Origin of the sequence: Acinetobacter sp. HY1485 (assembly GCF_027568475.1) — a bacterium.
GTDB lineage: Bacteria > Pseudomonadota > Gammaproteobacteria > Pseudomonadales > Moraxellaceae > Acinetobacter.
The window spans coordinates 235772-260294 of the sequence record NZ_JANKZG010000002.1; the positions used below are offsets into that span (position 1 = coordinate 235772).

18 protein-coding genes are annotated in these 24523 nt (G+C 36.7%); 11 read left to right on the forward strand and 7 right to left on the reverse strand.

Annotated elements, in window-relative coordinates; genetic code table 11:
* Positions 1 to 26: 26 nt before the first annotated feature.
* A complete protein-coding gene (locus tag PCI70_RS03055; RefSeq protein ID WP_269913879.1) occupies positions 27 to 1034 on the reverse strand; it encodes a serine hydrolase in 1008 nt (335 codons plus the stop codon).
* Between the two features lie 211 nt (positions 1035 to 1245).
* On the opposite strand from PCI70_RS03055, the gene gacA reads away from it, so the two are divergent.
* From gacA to PCI70_RS03070, 3 genes are read left to right on the forward strand one after another with little or no spacing between them, the layout of a single operon-like run.
* On the forward strand, positions 1246 to 1881 hold the full coding sequence (gacA, locus tag PCI70_RS03060; RefSeq protein WP_269913880.1) for a response regulator transcription factor GacA: 636 nt from the start codon (positions 1246 to 1248) through the stop codon (positions 1879 to 1881).
* Between the two features lie 6 nt (positions 1882 to 1887).
* Positions 1888 to 3450: a sensor histidine kinase gene (locus tag PCI70_RS03065; protein WP_269913881.1), complete on the forward strand. Its 1563-nt coding sequence runs from the start codon at positions 1888 to 1890 to the stop codon at positions 3448 to 3450.
* Between the two features lie 10 nt (positions 3451 to 3460).
* Positions 3461 to 4837 (forward strand): sigma-54-dependent transcriptional regulator, encoded by a 1377-nt coding sequence (locus PCI70_RS03070; protein WP_269913882.1) that lies wholly within the window; start codon positions 3461 to 3463, stop codon positions 4835 to 4837.
* Between the two features lie 431 nt (positions 4838 to 5268).
* Here PCI70_RS03070 and PCI70_RS03075 read toward each other — a convergent pair whose 3' ends face one another.
* The 3 genes from PCI70_RS03075 to PCI70_RS03085 form a co-directional block, all read right to left on the reverse strand.
* Entirely contained in the window at positions 5269 to 6420 is a 1152-nt protein-coding gene (locus PCI70_RS03075; protein WP_442865144.1) for a S41 family peptidase, read from the reverse strand.
* A gap of 11 nt (positions 6421 to 6431) precedes the next feature.
* Positions 6432 to 7979 (reverse strand): 2,3-bisphosphoglycerate-independent phosphoglycerate mutase, encoded by a 1548-nt coding sequence (gene gpmI, locus PCI70_RS03080; protein ID WP_269913883.1) that lies wholly within the window; start codon positions 7977 to 7979, stop codon positions 6432 to 6434.
* A gap of 93 nt (positions 7980 to 8072) precedes the next feature.
* The gene (locus PCI70_RS03085) at positions 8073 to 9047 is read right to left on the reverse strand and encodes a bile acid:sodium symporter family protein (protein WP_269913884.1); all 975 of its coding nucleotides are present in this window, start codon (positions 9045 to 9047) and stop codon (positions 8073 to 8075) included.
* 408 nt (positions 9048 to 9455) lie between these two features.
* Between PCI70_RS03085 and PCI70_RS03090 the strand changes: the two genes are divergently transcribed.
* The 5 genes from PCI70_RS03090 (at position 9456) to PCI70_RS03110 (ending at position 15922) form a co-directional block, all read left to right on the forward strand.
* The gene (locus PCI70_RS03090) at positions 9456 to 10433 is read left to right on the forward strand and encodes a DUF1852 domain-containing protein (RefSeq protein ID WP_269913885.1); all 978 of its coding nucleotides are present in this window, start codon (positions 9456 to 9458) and stop codon (positions 10431 to 10433) included.
* 19 nt (positions 10434 to 10452) lie between these two features.
* Complete coding sequence (locus tag PCI70_RS03095) at positions 10453 to 11478, forward strand: methionine synthase (protein ID WP_269913886.1); 1026 nt, start codon at positions 10453 to 10455, stop codon at positions 11476 to 11478.
* Between the two features lie 59 nt (positions 11479 to 11537).
* A complete protein-coding gene (locus PCI70_RS03100) occupies positions 11538 to 12029 on the forward strand; it encodes a flavin reductase (protein WP_269913887.1) in 492 nt (163 codons plus the stop codon).
* A gap of 536 nt (positions 12030 to 12565) precedes the next feature.
* Positions 12566 to 13849: an MFS transporter gene (locus tag PCI70_RS03105; RefSeq protein WP_269913888.1), complete on the forward strand. Its 1284-nt coding sequence runs from the start codon at positions 12566 to 12568 to the stop codon at positions 13847 to 13849.
* A gap of 162 nt (positions 13850 to 14011) precedes the next feature.
* Entirely contained in the window at positions 14012 to 15922 is a 1911-nt protein-coding gene (locus tag PCI70_RS03110) for an acyltransferase family protein (protein ID WP_269913889.1), read from the forward strand.
* A 22-nt stretch (positions 15923 to 15944) separates the two neighbouring features.
* On the opposite strand, the gene lptG is transcribed toward PCI70_RS03110, so the two are convergent.
* Both lptG and lptF read right to left on the reverse strand, forming a co-directional pair.
* Complete coding sequence (gene lptG, locus PCI70_RS03115) at positions 15945 to 17015, reverse strand: LPS export ABC transporter permease LptG (protein WP_269913890.1); 1071 nt, start codon at positions 17013 to 17015, stop codon at positions 15945 to 15947.
* Positions 17016 to 17025: 10 nt separating this feature from the next.
* Positions 17026 to 18096, reverse strand: coding sequence for an LPS export ABC transporter permease LptF (gene lptF / locus PCI70_RS03120; RefSeq protein WP_269913891.1), 1071 nt, complete (start codon positions 18094 to 18096; stop codon positions 17026 to 17028).
* 137 nt (positions 18097 to 18233) lie between these two features.
* Here lptF and PCI70_RS03125 point away from each other — a divergent pair, with 137 nt between their 5' ends.
* From PCI70_RS03125 to PCI70_RS03135, 3 genes are read left to right on the forward strand one after another with little or no spacing between them, the layout of a single operon-like run.
* A complete protein-coding gene (locus PCI70_RS03125) occupies positions 18234 to 19640 on the forward strand; it encodes a leucyl aminopeptidase (protein ID WP_269913892.1) in 1407 nt (468 codons plus the stop codon).
* Complete coding sequence (locus tag PCI70_RS03130) at positions 19633 to 20040, forward strand: DNA polymerase III subunit chi (protein WP_269913893.1); 408 nt, start codon at positions 19633 to 19635, stop codon at positions 20038 to 20040. The genes PCI70_RS03125 and PCI70_RS03130 overlap by 8 nt, the downstream gene beginning before the upstream one ends.
* 20 nt (positions 20041 to 20060) lie before the next feature.
* Positions 20061 to 20669 carry a hypothetical protein gene (locus tag PCI70_RS03135; RefSeq protein ID WP_269913894.1) on the forward strand — a complete coding sequence of 203 codons (609 nt, stop codon included), beginning with the start codon at positions 20061 to 20063 and terminating at the stop codon, positions 20667 to 20669.
* 8 nt (positions 20670 to 20677) lie between these two features.
* On the opposite strand, the gene putA is transcribed toward PCI70_RS03135, so the two are convergent.
* On the reverse strand, positions 20678 to 24394 hold the full coding sequence (gene putA / locus PCI70_RS03140) for a trifunctional transcriptional regulator/proline dehydrogenase/L-glutamate gamma-semialdehyde dehydrogenase (protein ID WP_269913895.1): 3717 nt from the start codon (positions 24392 to 24394) through the stop codon (positions 20678 to 20680).
* Between the last annotated feature and the right edge of the window lie 129 nt (positions 24395 to 24523).

The following is a 24523-nucleotide window of genomic DNA, read 5'->3' on the forward strand; positions in this document are numbered from 1 at the left end:
TTTTTATTGTAAAAAGTTTAATCTTTTTAGATACGTTTAGGTAAATATGTGAGCCAATTCAAAAGATTAGTCGCATCATTATTACGTGCCTGACCTGTTGGTTCACCCATCAATACCACCACCGCAGGACGCGAATTTACTGTGGTATGCATCACAACACAACGCCCAGCTTCATTAATAAAGCCTGTTTTAGATAAATTGATATTCCAACCGCCATTACGTACAAGTGCATTGGTGTTGCTTGATTTTAGAACACGGTAACCTAAATTAAAATCATAATGTGGTGTAGACGCAAATTGACGAATTACTCCATATTTGTAGGCTTCTGTCGCAAGAATTGCCAAATCACGCGCAGAAGATACATTACGTGGGTCTAAACCTGTTGATTCAAAATAACGCGTTGATGACATACCTAACTGATGTGCTTTTGAATTCATGGCAGAGATAAATGCAGTACGACCACCTGGATAAGTACGTGCCAATGCAGCCGCAGCAGGATTTTCAGACTTCATTAATGCCACTAATAAAATTTCGGCGCGATTCATCTTATCGCCAACACGTAGTGTCGAACTTGCTTTTTTAGGACCTTCAAAATCAATCGGTTGCAGTGTAATTTCTTCCGACATATTTAGACGTGCATCTGCTGTAATTACAGCGGTCATCAATTTTGTAATAGATGCCATTGGACGTGCACTGTTACTATTTTTACTGTAAAGCACTTCACCTGTATGTGCATCCATCACCAATGCAGAGCCTGCGTGTACCGTAGGACCATTACTTGAAAAACTGGTATCTACTACTTGTGGTGCTTGATGGCTTGGTAAAGCAGAGGTGCGACGGATGGTGGTTGAAAGCTGTGTACTACCCTGAATGTTTGGCTCATCCTCAGCAAGTAGCTCCTTTGCGTCATCTGCCGACCAGCTAATATGCCCTTGTGTATTATTATTTGTTAAATCTGCAAAGGTATTTGCACTTAACACTGCTAGAATAGACATACCTAAGGCACGTCTGAAAGATTTTTTTAAACTTTTCACAATAAATTCACTCAACTCAAAGACATCAGATACGCCCACGCATCCAGTGTGCTATGCCTTAAATTTACACAATTTCATCACTTCGATGAAGTTTAGTAATTGTGCATGACTTTTAGGTTAAATTTTAAGATAACATTGCTAATTTTGTCGTTTCATTGCAAGCTTAATTTGCTTTATGTAACAAAAAACTCAATTATTGAGGTAAATATTTGTGATTTCGGTTTTAGTCGTAGATGACCATGAGTTGGTTCGTACAGGAATTTGCCGTATGTTGGCAGATCATGTAGAAATTGAGGTAATTGGACAAGCTGAATCAGGCGAAGAAGCACTCTCTTTAGCGCGTCAACATCATCCTGATATTGTATTACTTGATGTGAACATGCCTGGCATTGGAGGTGTGGAAGCAACACGTCGCTTATTACAAGTGTCTTCTACAATTAAAGTAATTGCAGTTAGTGGTTTGGCAGAAGAACCTTACCCTTCTTTATTACTTAAGGCGGGTGCAAAAGGCTACATTACCAAAGGTGCACCCATTGAAGAAATGGTGCGTGCCATTAAAAAAGTGATGCAAGGTGGTAAATATTTTAGTGCTGATATTGCAGAACAGCTTGCGAGTGCTTATTTATCTGATAGTGCTCAATCGCCTTTTGATCAATTGTCTGAGCGCGAGATGCAAGTTGCGATGATGGTCGTGAGTTGTCATAGCGCGCAAGAAATTGCTGATAAACTTTTTGTGAGCGTTAAAACCATCAATACTTATCGTTATCGTATTTTTGAAAAGTTAGATATTGATAGTGACGTCAAACTCACACATTTAGCGATTCGTTATAACCTCATTCAGCCTTAAAAGAATATGAAGCATTCTGTGGCACAAAATTTTTACCGTTTAGGCTTATGGTACGGTAGCTATCGACTCATTATTGCCTCTAGTTTGCTTCTTATTTTTGTTTTAACGTTTATACCTGCTCAAAGTAGCTATATTCATACTCAACTGTATTTTTCGACGCTCGCAGGTTATTGTGGTGTCAGTTTATTTCAGTTACTCACGCTTAAATTTTTTTCACAATTTTTAAAACAACAAACGTTATTATTTTGTCTTGTTGATATTTTATGTTTTAGTAGTTTAACCTTTGCTTTAGGTGGTCCTAACCTTCATGTTGGGATTTTATTTGTCATTACCATTTTTATTGCAAACTTACTGCTTGAGCATAAATCAGCACTTACCCTCACTTTAATGTCTGTCATTATTGTGGTGTATATTCAGTTTTTTGGTTCTTGGTTTGATTTTGCAAACTTAAATAACATCAGTAATAGTCTTTTATTGGCGTTTTTGTTTTTTGCTGTATACGGCACAGCACAGTTTGCAGTACAACGCTTTAAAGTCCTCGAAAAACTTACGGCACATCAATATTTAGAGTTAATGCAACTTCAAGACTTAAACCGTGCCATTTTAGAACAAATTAGCATGGGGTATTTAGTAGTTGATGAAGATCTAAATATTATCTTAAGCAATCCTGCCTCTCACCAACTGTTAGGTATGCCTGCCTCTTCTTTGTTTAGAACAGTATCGCTTCAGGAGCTTCAAAAAGATTTTTACCATTATTTAGATACACATCAACCCAGTCATGGCGAGCGTTTTATTTTTGATACTGTACAGTCTAAATTTAGCATACACGTTCAAATTCAAAAACTTGATGTACCCCAACAAACACTTACCCTTTTAATTATGCAAGATGCACAAAAATTAAACCAACATGTGCAACAACTTAAGCTTGCCGCACTTGGACAACTTTCTGCCAGTATTGCCCATGAAATTCGCAATCCACTTGCCAGTATTGTGCAAGCTAACGAGTTGTATTTAGATGCACCTCAAGAAGAACAACAAATGCTTAATCAAATGATTAGCAAACAAAGTCATCGCATTGACAATATCATTCAATCTACACTAAATATGGCACATAGCAAAGCCACTGCACCGACTGATATTGCACTGTATCATTTTTTACCTCAACTGATTGAGGAAAATTTTAAGTCACAACAGTCTCATATTCATATCAAAATTCATCAACCACTGCGTATTGCTTTTGACGAGTCTCAACTTAGACAAGTGTTGATTAATCTAATTCAAAATGCCTTACAACATAATCATCCTACCGCAAAATTTATTGAACTTTATGCTTATGCCCAAGAAGATGACGCTTATATTGATGTGATTGATTTTGGTAATGGTGTACAAAAAGAGAATATCAAAGATTTATTTTCACCATTTTTTACCACCGAAATTAATGGCACAGGCTTAGGGTTATATCTTTCTCATAGCTTTTGTGAAGCAAATCAAGCAAAATTAAACTATATCAAACTAAAAAGCGGAACTTGCTTTCGCATTGAATGCATGCGCATTCAGGACAATAAATAATTAGGATACTATGACCACTCAACAACCACATATTTTATTGGTGGACGACGAAGTAGACCTTTGTATGTTGTTACAAATGAGTCTAAAACGTATGGGGATGCGTTGTGATACTGCTCATACCGTCGCACAAGCAAAGCAACTACTGCAAACACATACGTATCAGGTATGTTTAACCGACTTAAACCTTCCCGATCAAGATGGCATTCAGCTTGTTCAATATATTAGTGAGCACTACCCCACATTGCCTGTGGCGGTTTTGACAGCTTATGGCAACATGGAACTTGCAATTTCAGCTTTAAAGTCGGGGGCATTTGATTTTGTAAGTAAACCAATTGATGCAGCCTCACTTAAACAACTGCTTGATAAAGCATTGGTTAATACAACACAGCCTCATGTTGAAAAAGGAATTGAACATCGCCTTTTAATTGGTGAATCTGACAGTATTCAAGCTTTACGTTGTACGATTCAGAAAGTGGCACGTACACAAGCGCCTGTATTTATTACAGGTGAATCGGGCACAGGTAAAGAGGTGGTAGCAAAACTTATCCACCAACTCAGTCATCGTAAAGATGCTGCATTTATTGCCATTAACTGTGGTGCTATTCCTGCCGAACTCATTGAAAGCGAACTGTTTGGACATAAAAAAGGAAGTTTTACAGGTGCAAATCAAGATAAATTAGGGCTTATCCAATCGGCAGATGGTGGCAGTTTATTTTTAGATGAAGTTGCTGAACTTCCCCTTAGCATGCAGGTAAAGCTCTTACGGGCGGTACAAGAAAAGAAAATTAGACCTGTGGGTACAGACCATGAAATTCCTGTCGATTTTAGAATTATCAGTGCTACACACCAAAATTTAGAAAAATTGGTACAAAACGGCGAATTTAGACAAGATTTATTTTTTCGTTTACATGTGATGAATATTCGACTACCGCCACTACGTGATCGAGGGCAAGATATTTTATTGCTTGCAGACCACTTTATGCAAAAAATTTGTACGGCGTGGAATATTCCACCTAAACAGTTTTCTTTACAAGCTAAACAGTGGTTATTACAACAACCGTATTTAGGCAATGTACGCGAATTACACAATATGATTGAGCGTGCTATTACCCTATGTGATAGCAATATCATTGAGCAAGATAATTTAAGTACGATGCTCATGCCTCAGACCACATCACAAACAGTAGAACCTGAAGCTCAATCTTCCTCAAAATTTCCAGAAGAAGGTTTAGAAATCTATTTAGAAAGTGTAGAAAAGAAGATCATCATTGAGGCATTAGAACAAACGCATTGGAATAGAACAATGGCAGCCAAAAAACTTAAGATGTCATTTCGCTCGCTGCGCTATCGTCTTAAGAAATTTGGACTTGATACCGATAAAGATTAAACAGTAATTAACATCATTTGGGGGCTATATTCATGTAGAAAATAGCTCCAAAATGATTTACTAAGACTAAACTCACTCTCTTCTATAATGCTAAAAAGCGTAAATTAAAAGATTTGACAATAACCTATACCAAAAGTTATTAACTAAAGTGAAAATACATCCTAGATTAGGAGTTTTTAAATATTATAATTAATTCTAATCCTCTTCAAAAAATTTCAATACGTTTAATTTTTATATATTTTAACTAAAATCAATATCTTGCATACTACAAACAATCCTTTTTAGCTTAAAAATTTAAAATTAGATGCCTGAAAGCAAAAGGTCATTTTAAATTAAAGGTTTAGATAAAATTCAGGTTTAATTATGTAATGAAATAGCATAAAAATATTCCTAAAATAAATTTTTTTTATGCCATGTTTGTCTTTTTAAAATTAGTTTAGTAATAATTGACTCACATCATCAACATACTGTTCATCAGGTTGATTAACTGCTATCGGAAATATCTTATTTGGCACAATGCCCTGTCCATCAATCATATGCCCAAGCGGTGTGTAGTAATGGGCAACCGTCATTTGTAACGCTGCACCCGTATTAAGTGGAAAGAGTTTTTGTACTACACCTTTACCATAACTTTTCTCACCAACTACCAAAGCACGGCTATGCTCTTGTAATGCAGCAGTAAATACCTCTGCTGCCGATGCAGAACGGTGATTAATTAATAAACCAATTTTAATTTGTTGGTAGTCTGCACTTGGTAATGCTTGAAAAGTTTGATTTCCTTCGGACCGACTTTGCGTACTGACAATCACGCCATTACTTAAAAATAAATCGGCTGTTTCTACGGCAGCAGACAATAGTCCACCTGGATTGCCACGCAAATCAAACAAAACTGCTTTTACTTTATTGGCATCATAACGATCTAAAATATTTTTAATTTCAGTTGCAGTTTCTTGTTGAAATACAGGTACTTTAATCAATAGCACATTGTTTTTGAGTAGTTTTGAACGAACAGCAACTTCTACTTTTTTATTACGCACAATGGTCATAGGCTGTCCTACAGGGGCAACTTGTATACTCAGCACCGTACCTACAGAACCATATAAAATATTTTTAACTTGGTCGGCATTTAAATCTTTTAAATCTTGATTATCTAACTTAAACACAGGCATGCCATTTTTAAGCCCAAGTTTTGCCGAATCAGCACTATCTTTTAAGTTTTTAATCAGCCATTGGCGTGTATCAGTATCGTACACCACTTCAAAATCGGTGGTTGCCACATCACCATCAGTGTACTGCACTAACTGTTGATATTCTTCAGGACTTAAATAACGTGAGTAACGGTCTAACCCGCCTACAAGCCCTTTAATGGCTTGCTCAAATAAAACATCATCAGTTTTAGGGGTTACATAGTTGTCTTTAACTAAGCCATAAATTTTAACAAAACGTTGAATAGCATCGACAGGAATTTCCTGATTCTTAACAGTCGGTTCACCGTCATCATCTAAAACTTCTGCATGGGCAACATGACTCAGACAGCTCAGTAAGCAAATCATTCCAATTGTGCGTTTGATCTGCTGAATCATGTTTTCACCTATTAATCTTGGATAGTAATTAAGTTATGCCCTTTCATTTCAGCAGGAATTGGCAAATTCATCAAGTGTAAAAGCGTTGGCGCAACATCAGCAAGGACACCACCGTCTGCAATAGTGGCATGTTTAGGACCCACATAAATAAATGGAACTTTTTCTGTGGTATGTTGTGTATGCACCTGCCCGCTTTCGTAATCTTGCATTTGCTCTACATTACCATGGTCGGCTGTAATTAACATATGTCCGTTACCACGCTTAACCGCATCGTACACGCGCCCTAAACAGGTATCCACCGCCTCCACTGCTTTTACTGCTGCATCAAATTTACCTGTATGCCCCACCATATCGCCGTTGGCGTAATTCACCACAAGTAAGTCAAACTCACCACTATCAATAGCATCAACCAATTTATCTGTTACTTCGTACGCACTCATTTCTGGCTGTAAGTCATACGTTGCTACCTTAGGCGATGGAATTAAAATACGCTTTTCGCCTTCGTATTCATCTTCACGCCCACCACTAAAGAAAAAGGTCACATGCGCATATTTTTCTGTTTCAGCAATACGTAGCTGTGTTTTACCTAAGCCCGATAAATACTCACCTAACGAGTTATGCAACGCTTCTGGCATATATGCCACAGGTGCATCAATACTTGCTTGATAACGCGTTAACATCACAAATTTAGATAGTTTTGGTTGGACTTTACGCTCAAAACCTGTGAAGTCTTTTTCTACAAAAGCACGGGTAATTTCACGCGCACGGTCAGCACGGAAATTCATAAACACCACACTATCACCATCTTGGATAGGGGTTTTATCACCAATACGGGTGGCTTTTACAAACTCATCTGACTCATCGGCTGCATAAGCTTGTTGTAATCCTTCAGTTGCCGATTGTGCCACATGTACGGCTTCGCCTTCAGTGAGTAAGCAATAGGCTTGTTCCACTCGATCCCAACGGTTATCACGATCCATTGCAAAATAACGCCCAATCATAGTGGCAATACGCCCTTGATTTGGATACTGAGCAAATAGCGCATCTAGTTTTTGTAAAGAAGGCTCGGCGCTTTTAGGTGGCGTATCGCGTCCATCTAAAAAGGCATGTAAGTACACGGTTGCACCACGTTTTAGAGCAAGTTCACACATGGCAATAATATGGTCTTGATGGGCATGTACCCCACCTTCAGACAATAACCCCATAATATGAACTGCACCATTTGCTGCTTGTGCTTTTTCAACTGCATCCACTAAAACAGGCTGTTCAAAAAAAGCGCCTGTACGAATGTCTTTGGTGATACGTGTAAAATCTTGATACAACACACGCCCTGCCCCAAGGTTCATGTGTCCAACTTCAGAGTTCCCCATTTGTCCATCAGGCAAGCCCACATCTTCCCCCGAACCCGAAATTAGACTATGTGGATACTCAGCCTCCATTTTAGTCAGGTTAGGCGTTTTAGCCGCTAAAAAAGCATTATCTTGTTTGGCTTCGCGATGTCCTACACCATCCATAATCACGAGTACGTAAGGGGTTTTCTTGTCCTTGATATCTGCCATGTTCTGTTCTCTTTGTTGTATGGTTACAGGTTCATCTTACCTAAGTTTATTCTAAATTTTAAGTTAGACTATTGTAAGGGGGGCTAATCATGCCTATTCATTATTTTTCTTCGCAAAATGACTGGCAATGATGCCACACGTGATGAGCTGTACTTGATGAAACAACATCAATGGCAATAAAATTAAGCCAAATGGTTGCCCTGCAAAAATAATTTTTGCCATTGGTACACCGCTGGCAAGCGTTTTTTTAGAACCACAAAATAAGATGGTAATTTGATCGGCTTGATTAAAGCCTAACTTTTTAGATGCGTATTTAATTAACACCATAATAATGGCAAGCAAGGCACAACACACAAAGATTAAATTGAATAAGGTTTGAATCGAAACTTGATGCCAAATTCCTTCAATAACAGCTTCACTAAACGCAGAATACACCACCATCAAAATAGAACCTTGATCGACTAATTTCACCACAGAAGCATTTTTTTTAATGAATGGAAAAAGTTTGTTACGACAAATCTGTCCCAAAATAAAAGGGACGAGTAACAAGCCAACAATATTTAAAATGGCACTGCTGTGATCGGCATGTTGTGTGGCAACGTTTTGCTGAATAAAAAGACCCACTAAAAACGGCGTTAAAAACATACCAAAAATATTAGATGCAGACGCACTACATAAGGCAGCCGATACATTACCTTTTGCAATAGAAGTAAACGCAATAGAAGACTGCACAGTAGAAGGCAACAAGCACAAATATAAAATACCCAAATATAATTGATGCCCAAGCAAAGGTTCTATAAGCGGTTTAAAGAGCAAACCAATAATGGGGAAAAGTGCAAAAGTACATAAAAAAATACAGAGGTGTAAACGCCAGTGGGTTAATCCCTCTATGACTGCCTCACGCGAAAGCTTGACCCCATGCAAAAAGAATAAAAGTGCGATTGCAACATTGGTCAGTTGGCTAAATAAAACAGCGAAACTTCCATGAATAGGTAAAAAACTTGCAAAAACAACAACTAAAACAATCATTAGGCTAAAGTTATCGGGTAAATATTTGGGTCTATTCATTTTATAAAAAGTCTCAGCAATCAGATTAGAAATTACCCTACATTTGGTAGATGGCAATCACTCATTGCGAGCATGTTATACTTGTCTAATAAATAACTTCAAATAATAAAAACGACATACAGATCTAAAAAGTAAAAAATTTAAATTGGAATTTATAAACTAGTCTATCGTCTATTTTAGCTATTATTTTATTAATAACAAATACTTAAAATATTTTTTGATCTATAATCTCGAGCCTTTCATCTATCATTTTATTCACAATCATTAACTTTAAATGAATTCCATTCATCAATTTATGAAATTAAATCATTTTTATTCATGCAGTCGCTAGGGTATAAATTACCTCATACTCTTCGAGATTATAGTTGAACGACTTAATCCAACTGACATGTAGGACGCTAGATCAAAATGAAAAACGAATTTGATTTCACGATTAAAAGTATTGGTTTAGATGAGAACTATCACCCATCAAACAATACACGTATTACCACAAATTTTGCGAACTTAGCGCGTGGCGAAAGTCGTCAAGAAAACTTGCGTAATACATTAACCATGATCAACAATCGTTTTAATGATTTAGCTTCTTGGGATAACGCTAAAAAAGACCGTTATTCTGTAGAACTTGAAATTGTGTCTGTGGATATCGATATTGAAGGTAACGGCAACACCTTTCCTACCATTGAAGTATTAAAAACCAATATTATTGACCACAAAAATAATGCACGTATTGAAGGTATTGTCGGAAATAATTTCTCATCTTATGTGCGTGATTATGACTTTAGCGTGTTATTGCTTGATCATAATAAAGATCAAGATCAATTTAGCGTACCTGAAAACTACGGCGACCTACACGGTAAAATTTTTAAACACTTCGTGCAATCAGATATCTACAAACAAAATTTTGCAAAGTTACCTGTCATTTGTTTAAGTGTTTCAAATACCAAAGTATACGAGCGTACAGCAAACGAACATCCTATTTTAGGTGTGGAATATCAGCCAACTGAATCATCTTTGACTGAAGAATATTTCCAAAAAATGGGCTTACAAGTACGCTACTTTATGCCAAAAAATACACGTGCCCCGTTAGCATTCTTCTTTTATGGCGACCTACTAAGCGACTATACTAACCTTGAGCTGATCAGCACGATTAGTACAATGGAAACATTTCAAAAAATCTATCGTCCTGAGATTTACAATGCAAATGCTTCAGCAGGTGCATGTTATCAGCCAAGTTTAAAAAATAATGACTACTCACTTACACAAATTGTATATGACCGCGAAGAACGTAGCCAACTGGCAGTGAAGCAAGGTAAATTTACTGAAGCGAATTTCATCAAACCATATCAAGAAATCCTTGAAAAATGGGTTGCTGAGTGCGCACTTTAATAAGATAAGAAGATAAATTATGAGCATATTACTCCCGACTTCAACTGCTGGCAGCCTACCTAAACCCGCTTGGTTAGCAGAACCTGAAAAACTTTGGTCACCTTGGAAATTACAAGGCTCAGAACTAATAGAAGGCAAACAAGATGCGTTGCGTTTAGCATTACATGAACAGCAATTGGCAGGTCTTGATATTGTGAGTGATGGCGAACAATCGCGCCAACACTTTGTCACTACATTTATCGAACATTTAACAGGTGTCGATTTTGAAAAACGCCAAACCGTTAAAATTCGCGATCGTTACGATGCGAGTGTTCCAAGTGTTGTAGGTGATGTCGCACGTCAAAAACCTGTTTTTGTTGAAGATGCGAAGTTTTTACGTCAGCAAACCAAACAACCCATCAAATGGGCGTTGCCTGGTCCAATGACTATGATTGATACACTGTATGATGGCCATTACAAAAGCCGTGAAAAATTGGCATGGGAGTTTGCAAAAATTCTCAACCAAGAAGCGAGAGAGTTAGAAGATGCAGGTGTTGATATTATTCAGTTTGATGAACCTGCATTTAATGTATTCTTTGATGAAGTCAATGACTGGGGTATTGCCACCTTAGAACGTGCGCTTGAAGGACTTAAATGTGAAACTGCAGTTCATATTTGCTATGGTTACGGGATCAAAGCGAATACAGATTGGAAACAGTCACTAGGTTCTGAGTGGAGACAGTACGAAGAGGCGTTCCCTAAACTACAAACGTCTAATATTGATATTGTTTCGCTTGAATGCCATAACTCACGCGTACCAATGGACTTATTAGAACTTATTCGTGGTAAAAAAGTGATGGTTGGTGCAATTGATGTTGCAACAAACACCATCGAAACACCTGAAGAAGTTGCAGATACGTTACGAAAAGCCCTACAGTTTGTAGATGCTGATAAACTCTATCCTTCTACCAACTGTGGCATGGCACCTTTGTCTCGTGACGTAGCGCGCGGTAAACTCAATGCCTTAACAGCAGGCGCAGCACTTATTCGCCAAGAGCTTGCATAAGTGATTAGGGGTTACTTCGGTAGCCCTATATACTCTAAGTTTTAATTTAGGAAAAAGTAATGGTTGAATCAGTCGATTTTAGAAATGCAATGGCTTTACTCACAAGTGCTGTGAACGTAGTAACCACAGCAGGCGTTTCAGGTCGTCATGGCTTTACTGCCTCTGCGGTATGCAGTGTGACTGATAACCCACCAACTTTATTGGTTTGCATGAATACAGCTTCTCGCTCGTATACTTACTTCGAAGAAAATAAAACCCTCGCGGTGAATGTATTAAATGCACATCATCAAGATATTTCAAAAGTGTTCTCCTCTAAAATGAGTTCAGAAGAACGTTTTGAACACGGCGAATGGACAATGCTTAAAACAGGATCGCCCGTTTTAAACGATGCTGTCGTTAGTTTTGATTGTGAAATTGAGCAGATTCAAGAAGTAGGCACACATGCTGTATTTATTTGCCGTATTTTAGCAATACAGCAAGGGCAAAATCATCATGGTTTGGTCTATTTTAACCGTGACTATCACCATGTAGGCTTACCTAAATTACTCTAATTTTTAGGGTACCTCCAATAAAAGGGAAACTAAATTCAATTTCCCTTATCGCTTGTTTTTCAAAAAACGAATTCCATTACGGACTGCTGTATTCAATAAAGAATTTAGATGGTATAAAGATGGGTTTTAGAATTGACTACAAGGTTTACTTCTGTATGTAAATTACAACCTAAGCATGATGTTAATTTGTAAGGTACAATCCAATTGCTTTAATTTTTTATTATAAAATTTACAAAAATTAATGGATAGCGATTAGTCTAAAAGTAATTGATTATGTAGGTTTATTTAAAAATTTTACGCACAAAGGTTCTTCAAAAATATTTTTACTAATAATTCACAAGATCTGTTTCTCACCGTTGGTGGGTAAAGGATAAATCTAAAACTTAAATGGCTTAGTGAAAGCACCCATGACTTGTGATGATCATGCAAGCTATGCAGCACAAAATACGCTATACCAACCTATGTATTTAAAAGATACAACAAGAAACACTGATCACGATTAAAAATCTAATTTTACTACTTGTTATTGGCAACTCATGAAAACTCAAGCACATGCCAATCCAAACTCTAAAAGCCGTGTACTAATTGCGAGTTTGGTTGGAACCACCATCGAATTTTTTGACTTTTATATTTATGCAACCGCAGCAGTATTGGTCTTTCCACATTTATTCTTTCCTGAAAGCAGTGGTAGCGTGGCAATTTTACAGTCACTTGCAACCTTTGCAATTGCATTTGTGGTACGCCCAATTGGTGCAGCTATTTTTGGACATTTGGGTGATCGAATTGGACGCAAAGCAACATTAGTTGCCGCATTACTTTTAATGGGTATCTCAACAGTATGTATTGGTTTACTGCCAAGTTATGCCCAAATTGGTGTATATGCTCCCTTACTTTTGGCAATTTGCCGTTTGGGGCAAGGCTTAGGATTAAGTGGCGAATGGAGTGGCGCAATTTTACTTGCTACCGAAAATGCACCTCAAGGCAAACGTGCTTGGTACGGTATGTTTCCACAGCTTGGTGCGCCCCTAGGTTTTATTTTAGCGGTTGGTACTTTTTTACTGCTTGGTAACCTCATGTCTAATGAAGATTTTTTGGCATGGGGATGGCGTATTCCATTTGTTTCTAGTGCATTACTTGTATTTTTAGGATTATATATACGTCTAAAACTACATGAAACGCCTGCATTCCAACAGGTCATTAATACACACAAAGAACAAAAAACACCATTTAAAGAAGTGATGACACATCAACGTAAAAATGTTGTTTTAGGGACACTGGCAACTGTGTGTACACTTGTTCTTTTTTACCTCATGACTGTTTTTGCAATGAATTGGGGCACAACCGTATTGGGTTACACGCGTGATGTGTTTTTAAAAATGCAGCTTGTTGCCACACTATGTTTTGCACTGTGCATTCCAATTTCTGCTATTTTTGCCGAGAAATTTGGACGCAAAAAAACATCTATCGTCATTTGCCTTATTTGCATTACGTTTGGGTTATTCTTTTCTGAATTTTTTGTTGCCAACAACCCAATGTCTGTACTTCTTTTTTTATGTACAGGGTTAAGCATTATGGGCTTAACTTATGGTCCTATTGGTACGGTGTTATCGGAGATTTTTCCAATTTCAGTATGCTACACAGGTTCGGCATTGGCTTATAATTTGGCAAGCATTTTAGGAGCCTCTTTTGCGCCTTTAATTGCCACTAAACTTGCACAAAGCTATGGTGTAGGTGCTGTGGGATATTATCTTTGTGCAGCTTCATTGCTGTCTTTAATTGCATTTATGTGTATTAACGAAACCAAAAATCAAGACATATAAAAAAGGGCGATTACGCCCTTTTTTATTTTGCTTGATTAAGAAGGTATCCCCAAAAATTATAAATAAAGACAAATCAAAAAAAACTAATCCATAAGAGAAGTTACTTATAACTTCCCAATAATTAATTTATTATAATATATCGCTTTTTTTAAATTCAATTTTATGCAATTTAGACATGATATCAATGGACTTCGTGCCATTGCTGTTTTAGCTGTTATGATATTTCATTTCAATCCACATTGGTTGCCAGGTGGATTTGCAGGGGTAGATATTTTTTTCGTTATCTCTGGTTTTCTAATGACTTCTATTATTTTTAGTCAAATACAAAATGGAAGTTTTAGTTTATTCTCTTTTTATAATGCTCGTATTAATCGTATTGTTCCTGTTTTAGCTGTTTGCTGCATTATTTTATTAAGTTTTGGATGGTTTTATTTATTACCAAATGATTATCAACTTTTGGGTAAGCAAGTTGAAAAAAGTATTTTATTTATTTCTAATATTTTATTTAGTAAAGGTTATGGATATTTTGATTCATCAGAACATACAAAATGGTTACTTCATACTTGGTCACTTTCAATAGAGTGGCAGTTTTATATTTTTTTCCCACTTATTATTTTAATGATTAAAAAAATAATAAAATTAAATAATATTAAATACATAATTTTTTTTCTATTTATAGTTAGTTTTCTTTATTCAATTTACTCCACATACCAAGATAGTAAAAGTGCTTATTTTTTGTTATCTAGTCGTGCTTGGGAAATGCTTTTTGGTAGTCTTGCATTTCTTCACCCATTACGATTAAAAAAGGGAAATTTTGTTCTACACATTTTAGGTTTAATACTTATTTTTACAGCATATTTTTTAATATCAAAAAGTACGCCTTGGCCAGGATACATGGCATTAGTCCCAGTTTTAGGCGCTTATTTCGTCATTGCTAGTCAATGTAATACTATATTTATTAATAATTTTATTTTTAACCCAATTGGAAAATGGTCATATTCAATTTATATTTGGCATTGGCCTTTAGTTGTCTTTGGTTTTTATTTTTCTTTAAATAGTTGGTGGATATACGGTATTCCTTTATCTATTATTTTTGGTTTTATAAGCTATCAGTTTATTGAAAGAATAAAATTCCAAAAATATGCATCATGGAGAAATCTATATAAAGTTATTCCTTTGTATTTATTACTTGTAACATTAACTCTTGGTTATGCAATAAAGGAAACGAATGGATTTAAATCACACTATTCAGAAGCTGTGCTTAAAATCTTATCAGAAACAAAAAATAGTTTTCCATATTCTTGTAAAACAGGCTTAAAAAATGGTGAAATCGATGTTTGCAAAATTGGTAAATCTGAAAAAATTAATGCAATTATTGTAGGTGATAGTCATGCTAAAGCAATCACATCTGCTGTCATTGAAAGCCTAGATTCACATCAAAATACTATTCTCTCTATTACTACTGCTGGTTGCCCTTATATTCCAAATGCAAACTTTGATAATAACTATTGTAAAGCTACAAACGAGAAAAAAAAGCAATTTTTGGCGAAATCTGAAGGTATTCCCATTATTTTAGTCAATCGTTATTTACAACGTTTAGAAGGGGAAAACAATGATGAACGTATCTCAAACGAAAATGAAATTCCTATTTATTTTTCGAATATGCATGCATCAAAGCATGAAATTTATGCTGAATTTCACCAAAATCTACAAGCTACTATTTGTGAATTAACTAAAAAATCACCTGTTTATATTGTTAATTCTATCCCAGAGTTTCCATTTGATGTTCCTAAACATATGGGAAAACAATTATTGATTAACCGTCAATTACAAAAAAACTCTATCTCATTGCAAAGTTATGAACAAAGAGCCTATGTTCTCAATCGTATACTGGCTCAAGTTGCACAAACATGTGGTGCACACCTTCTAGATGTAAGCCAAACTTTATGTAAGAACAGCGAATGCATTAGTCAAATCAATAATCGTCCTATTTATAAAGATGGAGATCACTTAAGTGAATATGGTAATAAACTTTTAATTCCTATGTTTAAGTCTTATTTACAGCAAAAATAAAAAAGGGCGGTTATGCCCTTTTTTATTTTGCTCGATTGAGAAGGTATCCCCCAATGGCAAAAATAATAAAAATAGGTACAAAGACAAACCATGCAGGTGATGGCGAATAAACTAAACTTGCAAAACCTAAAAAGTCTTGCATATAGAAAAAGCCTAATCCAATAAATAAGGCAATCACTAATCTAAAGCCCATAGACTGTTGACGTAATGGCCCAAAGATAAATGAGCAAGCAATCACAACTAACGCAATTAAAGAAAATGGCATACCCACTTTTTGCCAAAATGCCAACTGATACGTTTTAGGTACTTGGCTATATTCAGACATATAACGCATAAAAGAAACCAACTGACTTGGGGATAAATCCTCAGGGTCAATGGTTACCATATGCACATATTTTGGTTTAAGTGCTAATGGTAAATTTTGTTCATTACTTTGATTTAAAACAGCATTACCATTGTCTTGTACAACCATTTCACGAGTGTTGGTAATATCCCACTGCCCTTCTTGCTTAAACTTGCCTTGTTCGGCATTAGTGAGCGTTTTTAAATGATAATTATCGTCAAAATTCAACACTTGAATTTTTTTGAGAACGCCTTCGGAATTGGCATAATCAATATAAATAAAACGTTGACCCTCACGGCTCCAATAACCTTTTACCTCGCCTAAAGAAGCAACACTTTGATGAGTTTTTAGGCTGTTTGCTTTTTCATTACTATATGGAATAACCCACTCACTTAACGCAAATGCCAAAATAACCAAAAGCATTGCCGAGCGAATAACCCATCCAACAATACGCCATAAGCTAACCCCAACAGAACGTAACACGATTAATTCGCTGTTAGATGCGAGCGTCCCTAAACCCACGACTGCGCCAATTAAAGCAGCGATTGGTAAAATTTCATATAAATAATGAGGTGTATTCCAAAAAACATACTGTAATGCTTGCCAAGCATTGTAACCATGTTTGAGTTGGCTTAACTCGGCAAGATAAGTAAACAAACCTTGTAATAAAGTTAAAATGGCAGTGGTACCCAACATTGCCAATGCTGTGGTTGTCATCACATGCTTCGCAACTAAACGACGTGCAAACATTTTATAGACCTCACTTACTTGTTAAACGGCGATGACGTAAAAAGAACGCCGTAACCACTGCATAACCTACCAATACAGCAGGATAGAACCAAATCGCTAATTCACCACGCGAAATACGCGTTTTTACTGCCATCATGGCAACAATCAAACTTGCAAAAATTAAAATTGCAGGCAGTAAGCGATAATAACGTCCCTGACGTGGATTGACCTCAGACAATACGGTTGCCAACATTAGCGCAATCACAATAATAAATGGACCAAACAAACGCCAACCTAACTCACTTTGCACAATGGGGTCTTGCCTTTTATCCCAAAGTTTTGAGATTTTCATAGATTCGGCTTGTTCGCCTGATACTTCAGCTTCTTTATTATTTTCAATTCTTAAACGATAGCTTTTAAACTCAGCTTGCGAATAATGTGGCTGTCCGGGATACACCTCATAACGGCGACCATCGACCAAATCCACTACATTTGCAGTGTCATTCGGCACATCTACACGCTTTGCCTCACGCGCTAAAATAATAAGATCAGGCTTATTATCTTGTTGTGCACGTTGATAAAACATCACATCACGTAAATTTTTACGATCTTCTGATAAATCACTGGCATAAATCGTATAAGGACCTGAAGACACAAACTCTTTTGGACGTACCAAATCGAAGCCTGTGCGTACCGCCTGCGCACTCGTGAGCTGTTCAAATTTTCGCAACCCCCAAGGTGATACCCACACCATGAGTGCCACTTGTACGACTAAAAAAACAGTCGTTAACGGAATCAGTAATTTAGAAAGCTGATTACGGCTCACCCCACTACTATTTAGTACTGCCATTTCATGGTCAATATACAAACGACCAAAAACAAGCATTAACCCAATAAAGAACCCCAATGGCATAATCAAGGTTAAGAATTCAGGTAATCGATAACCAATAATACTAAATAAGATACTTACGTCTAAACGCCCTTGTGCTGCCACACCAAAATATTTAATGAGACGACCGCCCATAATAATCAGTGTTAAAAGTGCAACCACCACCATGGACGTCGACACAACTTGTTTAACAAGGTAACGCCGAATAATCAAAAGGAAGCTTCCATAACAAATATGTTGCTAGTTTAACCGAATACAGCAAATAAAAAACCTTTGCTGATATTGCACATTGCAACTAGATTGGGTGTAATGTTTCAATACACACTATATTACAAGGTCGTATTTAAACTATGAAATTGACATTAAAAACAACACAAAATACTGCCTCTGCTGTATTTGTTTTAGTAGATGCAGACCAAATCCAACACGTAAACACGCAATATCAATCTACCATTGAACATGCAGGCTTTACAGCAACAACCAACGAAGTTTTGCCTATTTTTACCACAAAACCTGTGGTGTATCTTGTAGGTTTAGGTAAAGCAAATGAGTTAAATCCAACAAAGTTGGCAAAAGTTGCACAAACTATTATTAAAACTGCACAAAAAAAATATCAAAGCATCGAGCTTGATGTGCAAGCATTAAATGCAGATCAACATGCTATTTTTGCACTTCAGCTTACCCAAGCAAACTATCATTTTGATGAATTTAAATCACAGAAAAATGAATTCAAACTTGATGATTTAGCATTTTCAAATATAACCCTCACACAAGCACAGCTTGATGTCATTCAAGCCACTCAATCGGGACAAAGCCTTGCCCGTGATTTAGGCAATCGTCCGGGCAATATTTGCTACCCAGAATATTTAGCACAACTTGCCCAAGACCTTGCAAACGAATTTCCTGATCTTTTAAAAGTCACTATTTTAGAAGAAAAAGAAATGCAAGAACTTGGTATGGGTGCGTTTTTAGCGGTAAGTAAAGGTTCAGAACGTCCGGGGCGTATTATCACTTTAGAATATAATGCACAACGTGAAGAAGCACCTGTGGTACTTGTGGGTAAAGGCGTGACCTTTGATACAGGTGGTATTTCGCTTAAGCCGGGTGCAGGCATGGACGAAATGAAATTTGATATGTGTGGTGCAGCATCTGTATTTGGAACCATACGCGCGCTATGTGAAGCAAAATTACCTATTCATGTGGTGGGTACCATTGCAGCGGCAGAGAATATGCCATCAGGTCGTGCAACGCGTCCAGGTGATATTGTAAAAACCATGAGTGGGCAAACCGTTGAAATTTTAAACACGGATGCCGAAGGTCGTTTAGTCCTTTGCGATACGCTCACTTATGTAAAACGCTTTAACCCTGCTGTGGTGGTAGATATTGCAACCCTTACAGGTGCATGTGTGGTTGCATTGGGTAAAGTAGTCAGTGGCTTATTCTCTCCAGACCAAGCGTTGGTACAAGAATTACAGCAAGCAGGCGAGCAAAGTTTTGACCGTGTATGGCAAATGCCTGTAATGGACGAATACCAAGAACTATTAGACTCACCATTTGCCGATATTGCAAACATTGGTGGTCCACAAGGTGGTGCAATTACAGCAGCGTGTTTCTTACAACGTTTTACGCGTGAATACCGTTGGGCACATTTAGATGTGGCAGGTACGGCATGGCTATCAGGTGCAAATAAAGGCGCAACGGGTCGTCCTGTGCCACTTCTTATGCAATTTATTGCCAACCGTGTAACACATGACTAACGTTAGCTTTTATTTATTTGAGCAAAGTGACGAACGACAAGTACAAAGTGCTTGTCGTTTATGTCGCAAAATTCTAAAACAAGCCACCAAAATTTGGTGGTATTGTCCTAACTTAGCACAGCAAAAACAACTTGATGAAGTGTTGTGGACATTTGATCCGACCAGTTTCATTCCTCATGGTATTCATGATACTCAAGGGCAAGTCTGTATTTCAGAGCACTACCCTACCTCGGGTGAATGGATTATTTTTAATTTTTCTGACAAAACGTTAGAAATTAAAGATACGTTTCAACACATTATAGAGATTGTTGAAAATAACGAAGACGCTAAAATAATAGGACGTGAAAAGTTTAAACAATATCGACAATTAAACTTACAACCACGAACCTTTAAATTATAACAACGTGCAGGAGAACAATTGTGGCGTTAAATGTGGGTGAAAATTTTGAACAGCGTTGGTTAGCAACCCCAGAACGTGTACGCCAAATTTATTTAGATGATCTTGCACGCATCAGTGATCTGTTAAATACCGATACCGACCTTAAAACATGGCAAACACAAGAGAAAAAATACCAAGCCACATTTAAAGAAGATATAGACCAAGCCTATCAAGACTACAAAAAAGAGCTTTTAGAACAAGCACGTTTACGTGAAAGAAAAGTTTTAGAAAATCGTTTATTACAAAAACGTGAACAACAGGCGCAAGCTATTGCTGAAATGCAACAAGAAGAACAGCAGCAATTTGAACAAGAAAATGAAATGCTCAAGGCTTTGGCACAATCACTTCAGCAAAATACAACCGAATATACACCTATGGTGCTGTCTCAAATTGGGCAACAGCCTCAAACACAAGAACTATCTAATATTGTACTCAATCAAGTATTAGAAAATGTACAAGTTCGCCTAGAACTTGAAGCAGAAAATTTAATTGACCAAGTACAACAAGCGATCAAAGCATTTAACCAAAATATGACGCAAGCGACCCAAGAAGAGGTTGAGCTTGCTTTAGTACAACAAAAGGCCGAATAACCTCTTATTTATGTCATTGTCATTAAACTGGCATTACCACCTGCTGCAGTAGTATTAATACTAACAGCATGTTCAACAACAAGGCGTTCTAATGGAATATTAAAATCATCAGAAGGCAAATGATGAATAGATACAATAGCTCCTGTGTGTAAGGCCAATGCTTGTTGAACGTTTAAAAGATCATCAGGGCTTCCGTAATGTAAAACAGCATCAAATACTTCCTCTGCTAAAGTGGAAATCCATAAAATATGTGCTGAAATTGCTTTAGGTAACGTCGTACTATATTTTTGAAAAAATACTGTGTCTTGTTTAATAACAGGTTGAGCATTCACTGCTAAAACGGCAAGCATTTGATTAATGTACTGTTGTTCTGTCTCTGCCAATATCAATACTCTTTTTCTAGGCTGAAGCGTGTAATGATTCATCTCACCTGTAGGCCCTTGTAACTCATAAGTACAACCCACTATAAAAGGCTCATAAGACTGTATGTCTAAATGAGGAAAATTCTGTTCTACCCATGTTTTAAAACTATAAAAGCGCGTTACATCATCATTTGGTAGAGTTGTAATCTTACGTTTAGTTCCAAAAAGATTCATGCTCGTTTTAAATGTACCACTTTGAGTTAAACGATAAATATAAAGTGGGCCTCCTGCTTTGGGGCCTGTACCTGACAATCCTTCTCCGCCAAAAGGTTGCACACCAACCACTGCACCCACAATATTACGGTTTACATATAAATTTCCTACTTCTGATAAATGAATGACTTTATTAATGGTTTCGTCAATACGAGTATGAACTCCCATTGTTAAGCCATAACCCTTTGCATTAATACGCTTAATTAATTGTTCAAATTCATTTTGTTGATATGTGATCACATGTAAAACTGGACCAAATATTTCTTGTTCTAAATCATCAAGATGAGGTAATTCAATTAAGGTAGGTGGAACAAACGTACCATGGTTATAAATATCCTCATTACTTTCATGTAAGCTTAATTGATGGACTGTATATCCCTTAGATTTCATTTTTTGAATATGACGATCAATATTTTGTTGAGCTTCTTTATCAATTACAGGGCCCACATCGGTTTTTAAAAAATGTGGATTACCTAAACGTAATTGCTTCATTGCACCTTGAAGCATTTTCAAAACATTGGCTGCATTATCTTCTTGTAAACAAAGAATACGTAATGCCGAGCAACGCTGTCCTGCACTGTCAAAAGCAGAATTTACAACATCTAACACCACTTGCTCTGTTAGTGCAGAAGAATCCACAATCATGGCATTTTGCCCACCTGTTTCTGCAATCAGCGTTACAGGGTTTCCTTCGGGAGTTAGGCGATTAGCAATAGTTTTTTGAAGGATTTTGGCAACTTGTGTTGAGCCTGTAAATATAATGCCATGAATACGTGGATCTGCACTGAGTTGTGCACCCACTGTTTCTCCTTGCCCAGGGGTAAACTGTAAGACTGCTTCAGGAATACCTGCGTCATGTAAAATTTTAATCGCTTCATAGGCAATTAAAGGCGTTTGTTCAGCAGGTTTGGCAATCACACAATTACCTGTAACTAATGCGGCTGCAATTTGTCCTGTAAAAATAGCCAATGGAAAATTCCAAGGACTAATACATAAAATTGTTCCAATTGGCTTTAAATTACTTTGTACACTATTTGCTTGATTGGCATAATAACGTAAAAAATCAATTGCTTCTCTCACCTCAGCAATAGCATTTGCATATGTTTTTCCACTTTCTCGGCAAAGCAAAATCATAAGTTCAGATAATTTGTTTTGCATTGTATTTGCAGCAATCTCTAAGCATTTTGCGCGTTCATTTATACTCAGCTGTGCCCATGTTTGCTGAATCTGCTCTGCTTGTATCAATGCCTGTTCCACATCTTGTTCACTAGCTTCAATTACAAAGCCAACTCTATCTTGATGATTTGCAGGATTTAAAATAGCCTGTTGATGTATTGCTTCTTGCTTTTTTTGCTGTGCAATTAAAGGTTTACTGAGCCATTGATAGGAATGGAGCGTATTTGCAACCTCATTTAACTCAAAAAGAGCATTATCATTAGCAAGATCTAATCCAAACGAATTTATGCGGACTGATCCGTACAAGTCGGCAGGTAAAGGTATTTTTGGGTTCTTTATACCCATTTGACCCTTATGTATACCCTGTTGTTGGATCTCATGAATAGGTGGCTGAATTAAATCCTCAATCTGGATTGATTTATCGGAAATACGATTCACAAAAGAGGTATTTGCCCCGTTTTCTAAGAGACGACGCACTAAATAAGCCAACAAGGTTTCGTGATTACCCACAGGTGCATAAATACGACATGGTATTTTTAATTTGTTCACCACATACTTATATAAAGGTTCCCCCATACCATGTAAACATTGAAACTCATACTGTCCTAAAACATAATTTTGTGCACCTGCAAGCTCATAAACTGTCGCCAATGTTTGGGCATTATGTGTTGCAAATTGGGGGTAAATTAAATCTAAATGCTCTAAAAGTCTTTTAGCACAAGCAATATAAGAAAGGTCGGTATGTACTTTTTGAGTAAATACAGGGTAATCTTTTAAACCATCGACCTGTGCTTTTTTAATCTCACTATCCCAATATGCACCTTTTACTAAGCGAATCATTAAACGTTTTTGACTTCTTCTCGCTAAATCAACAATATAGTCAACCACATAAAAGCACCTTTTTTGGTAAGCTTGAATAACAAATCCAATGCCATTCCACTGTGTTAATTCAGGTTCAAAACATAGTCGCTCTAGTAATTCTAAAGATAGCTCAAGTCGTTCTGTTTCTTCAGCATCAATATTAATTCCAATATCATAATGCTTTGCCAATCTCACAAGCTCAACTAAGCGTGGATATAACTCGCTATGTACACGGTCAGCTTGAGCGCGAAAATAACGCGGATGCAAAGCAGATAATTTAATCGAAATTCCTGCACTTTGATAAACACTTCTTTGTTTGGTTGATTGCCCAATTGCATGAATTGCATTTATATAATCTGCCATATAACGCTGTGCATCTAAATCAGTAAGTGCAGCCTCACCCAGCATATCGTAAGAATATAAAAAACCTTCTTTTTCTAAAAATTTTGCCTTTTCAAGTGCTTCTTGAATCGTCTCACCTGTAACAAACTGCTCACCCATCATACGCATTGCTGCATCAATCGCTTTACGAATAATACTTTGTCCATAACGGGCAATAAGTGCATTTAATGTCCCCGAGAGAGAATGTGGTGCAGACGGTGCCATCAGCTTACCTGTTAGCATTAGCCCCCAAGCAGCAGCGTTCACAAAAATTAGACTACTATTTCCAACATGCGCTTGCCAATTTCCTTGATTAATTTTGTCACGGATAAGTTGATCGCGTGTCGCTATATCAGGAATACGTAACAAAGCCTCTGCCAAACACATCAAAGCAATACCCTCTTGTGAGGATAATGAAAATTCCTGTAGCAAACCCTGAACAATACCTGCTTTACCTGTAACTTTATTATTTTGTCTAAGATGTTTTGAAAGTTCTAATGCTAATCCATATATTTTTTCTTCTACTGGTTCAGAAATTTTTGTAAAACTTAATAAGGTTGCAACAGCATCACTTTCAGCTGTGCGCCAATTTAAAGTAATTTTATTTTTAAGTTCTGTATTTTTAGGAAAAATTACAATATTTTCAAATTTCTTGTGATCAATTTCTTTCATAACATCACATCCTGTTAGTTTAGTTTAGTTTAGTTTTATCTATTTATTTAAATTTCATTTAGAGTCTTACACTGATTGATTATTTTTTGATAGATATTATTAATGAGTTTTAATGGTAATTTTTAAATT

Bases quoted from the DNA above. Each gene is read 5' to 3' on its own strand.
- putA (WP_269913895.1), bottom strand. From the start codon at position 24,394: ATGAAAGAAATTGATCACAAGAAATTTGAAAATATTGTAATTTTTCCT.
- lptG (WP_269913890.1), bottom strand. From the start codon at position 17,015: ATGTTTGCACGTCGTTTAGTTGCGAAGCATGTGATGACAACCACAGCA.
- PCI70_RS03085 (WP_269913884.1), bottom strand. From the start codon at position 9,047: ATGAATAGACCCAAATATTTACCCGATAACTTTAGCCTAATGATTGTT.
- PCI70_RS03095 (WP_269913886.1), top strand. From the start codon at position 10,453: ATGAGCATATTACTCCCGACTTCAACTGCTGGCAGCCTACCTAAACCC.
- PCI70_RS03070 (WP_269913882.1), top strand. From the start codon at position 3,461: ATGACCACTCAACAACCACATATTTTATTGGTGGACGACGAAGTAGAC.
- gpmI (WP_269913883.1), bottom strand. From the start codon at position 7,979: ATGGCAGATATCAAGGACAAGAAAACCCCTTACGTACTCGTGATTATG.
- PCI70_RS03090 (WP_269913885.1), top strand. From the start codon at position 9,456: ATGAAAAACGAATTTGATTTCACGATTAAAAGTATTGGTTTAGATGAG.
- PCI70_RS03105 (WP_269913888.1), top strand. From the start codon at position 12,566: ATGAAAACTCAAGCACATGCCAATCCAAACTCTAAAAGCCGTGTACTA.
- PCI70_RS03125 (WP_269913892.1), top strand. From the start codon at position 18,234: ATGAAATTGACATTAAAAACAACACAAAATACTGCCTCTGCTGTATTT.
- PCI70_RS03075 (WP_442865144.1), bottom strand. From the start codon at position 6,420: ATGATTCAGCAGATCAAACGCACAATTGGAATGATTTGCTTACTGAGC.
- PCI70_RS03100 (WP_269913887.1), top strand. From the start codon at position 11,538: ATGGTTGAATCAGTCGATTTTAGAAATGCAATGGCTTTACTCACAAGT.
- PCI70_RS03110 (WP_269913889.1), top strand. From the start codon at position 14,012: ATGCAATTTAGACATGATATCAATGGACTTCGTGCCATTGCTGTTTTA.
- PCI70_RS03065 (WP_269913881.1), top strand. From the start codon at position 1,888: ATGAAGCATTCTGTGGCACAAAATTTTTACCGTTTAGGCTTATGGTAC.
- PCI70_RS03130 (WP_269913893.1), top strand. From the start codon at position 19,633: ATGACTAACGTTAGCTTTTATTTATTTGAGCAAAGTGACGAACGACAA.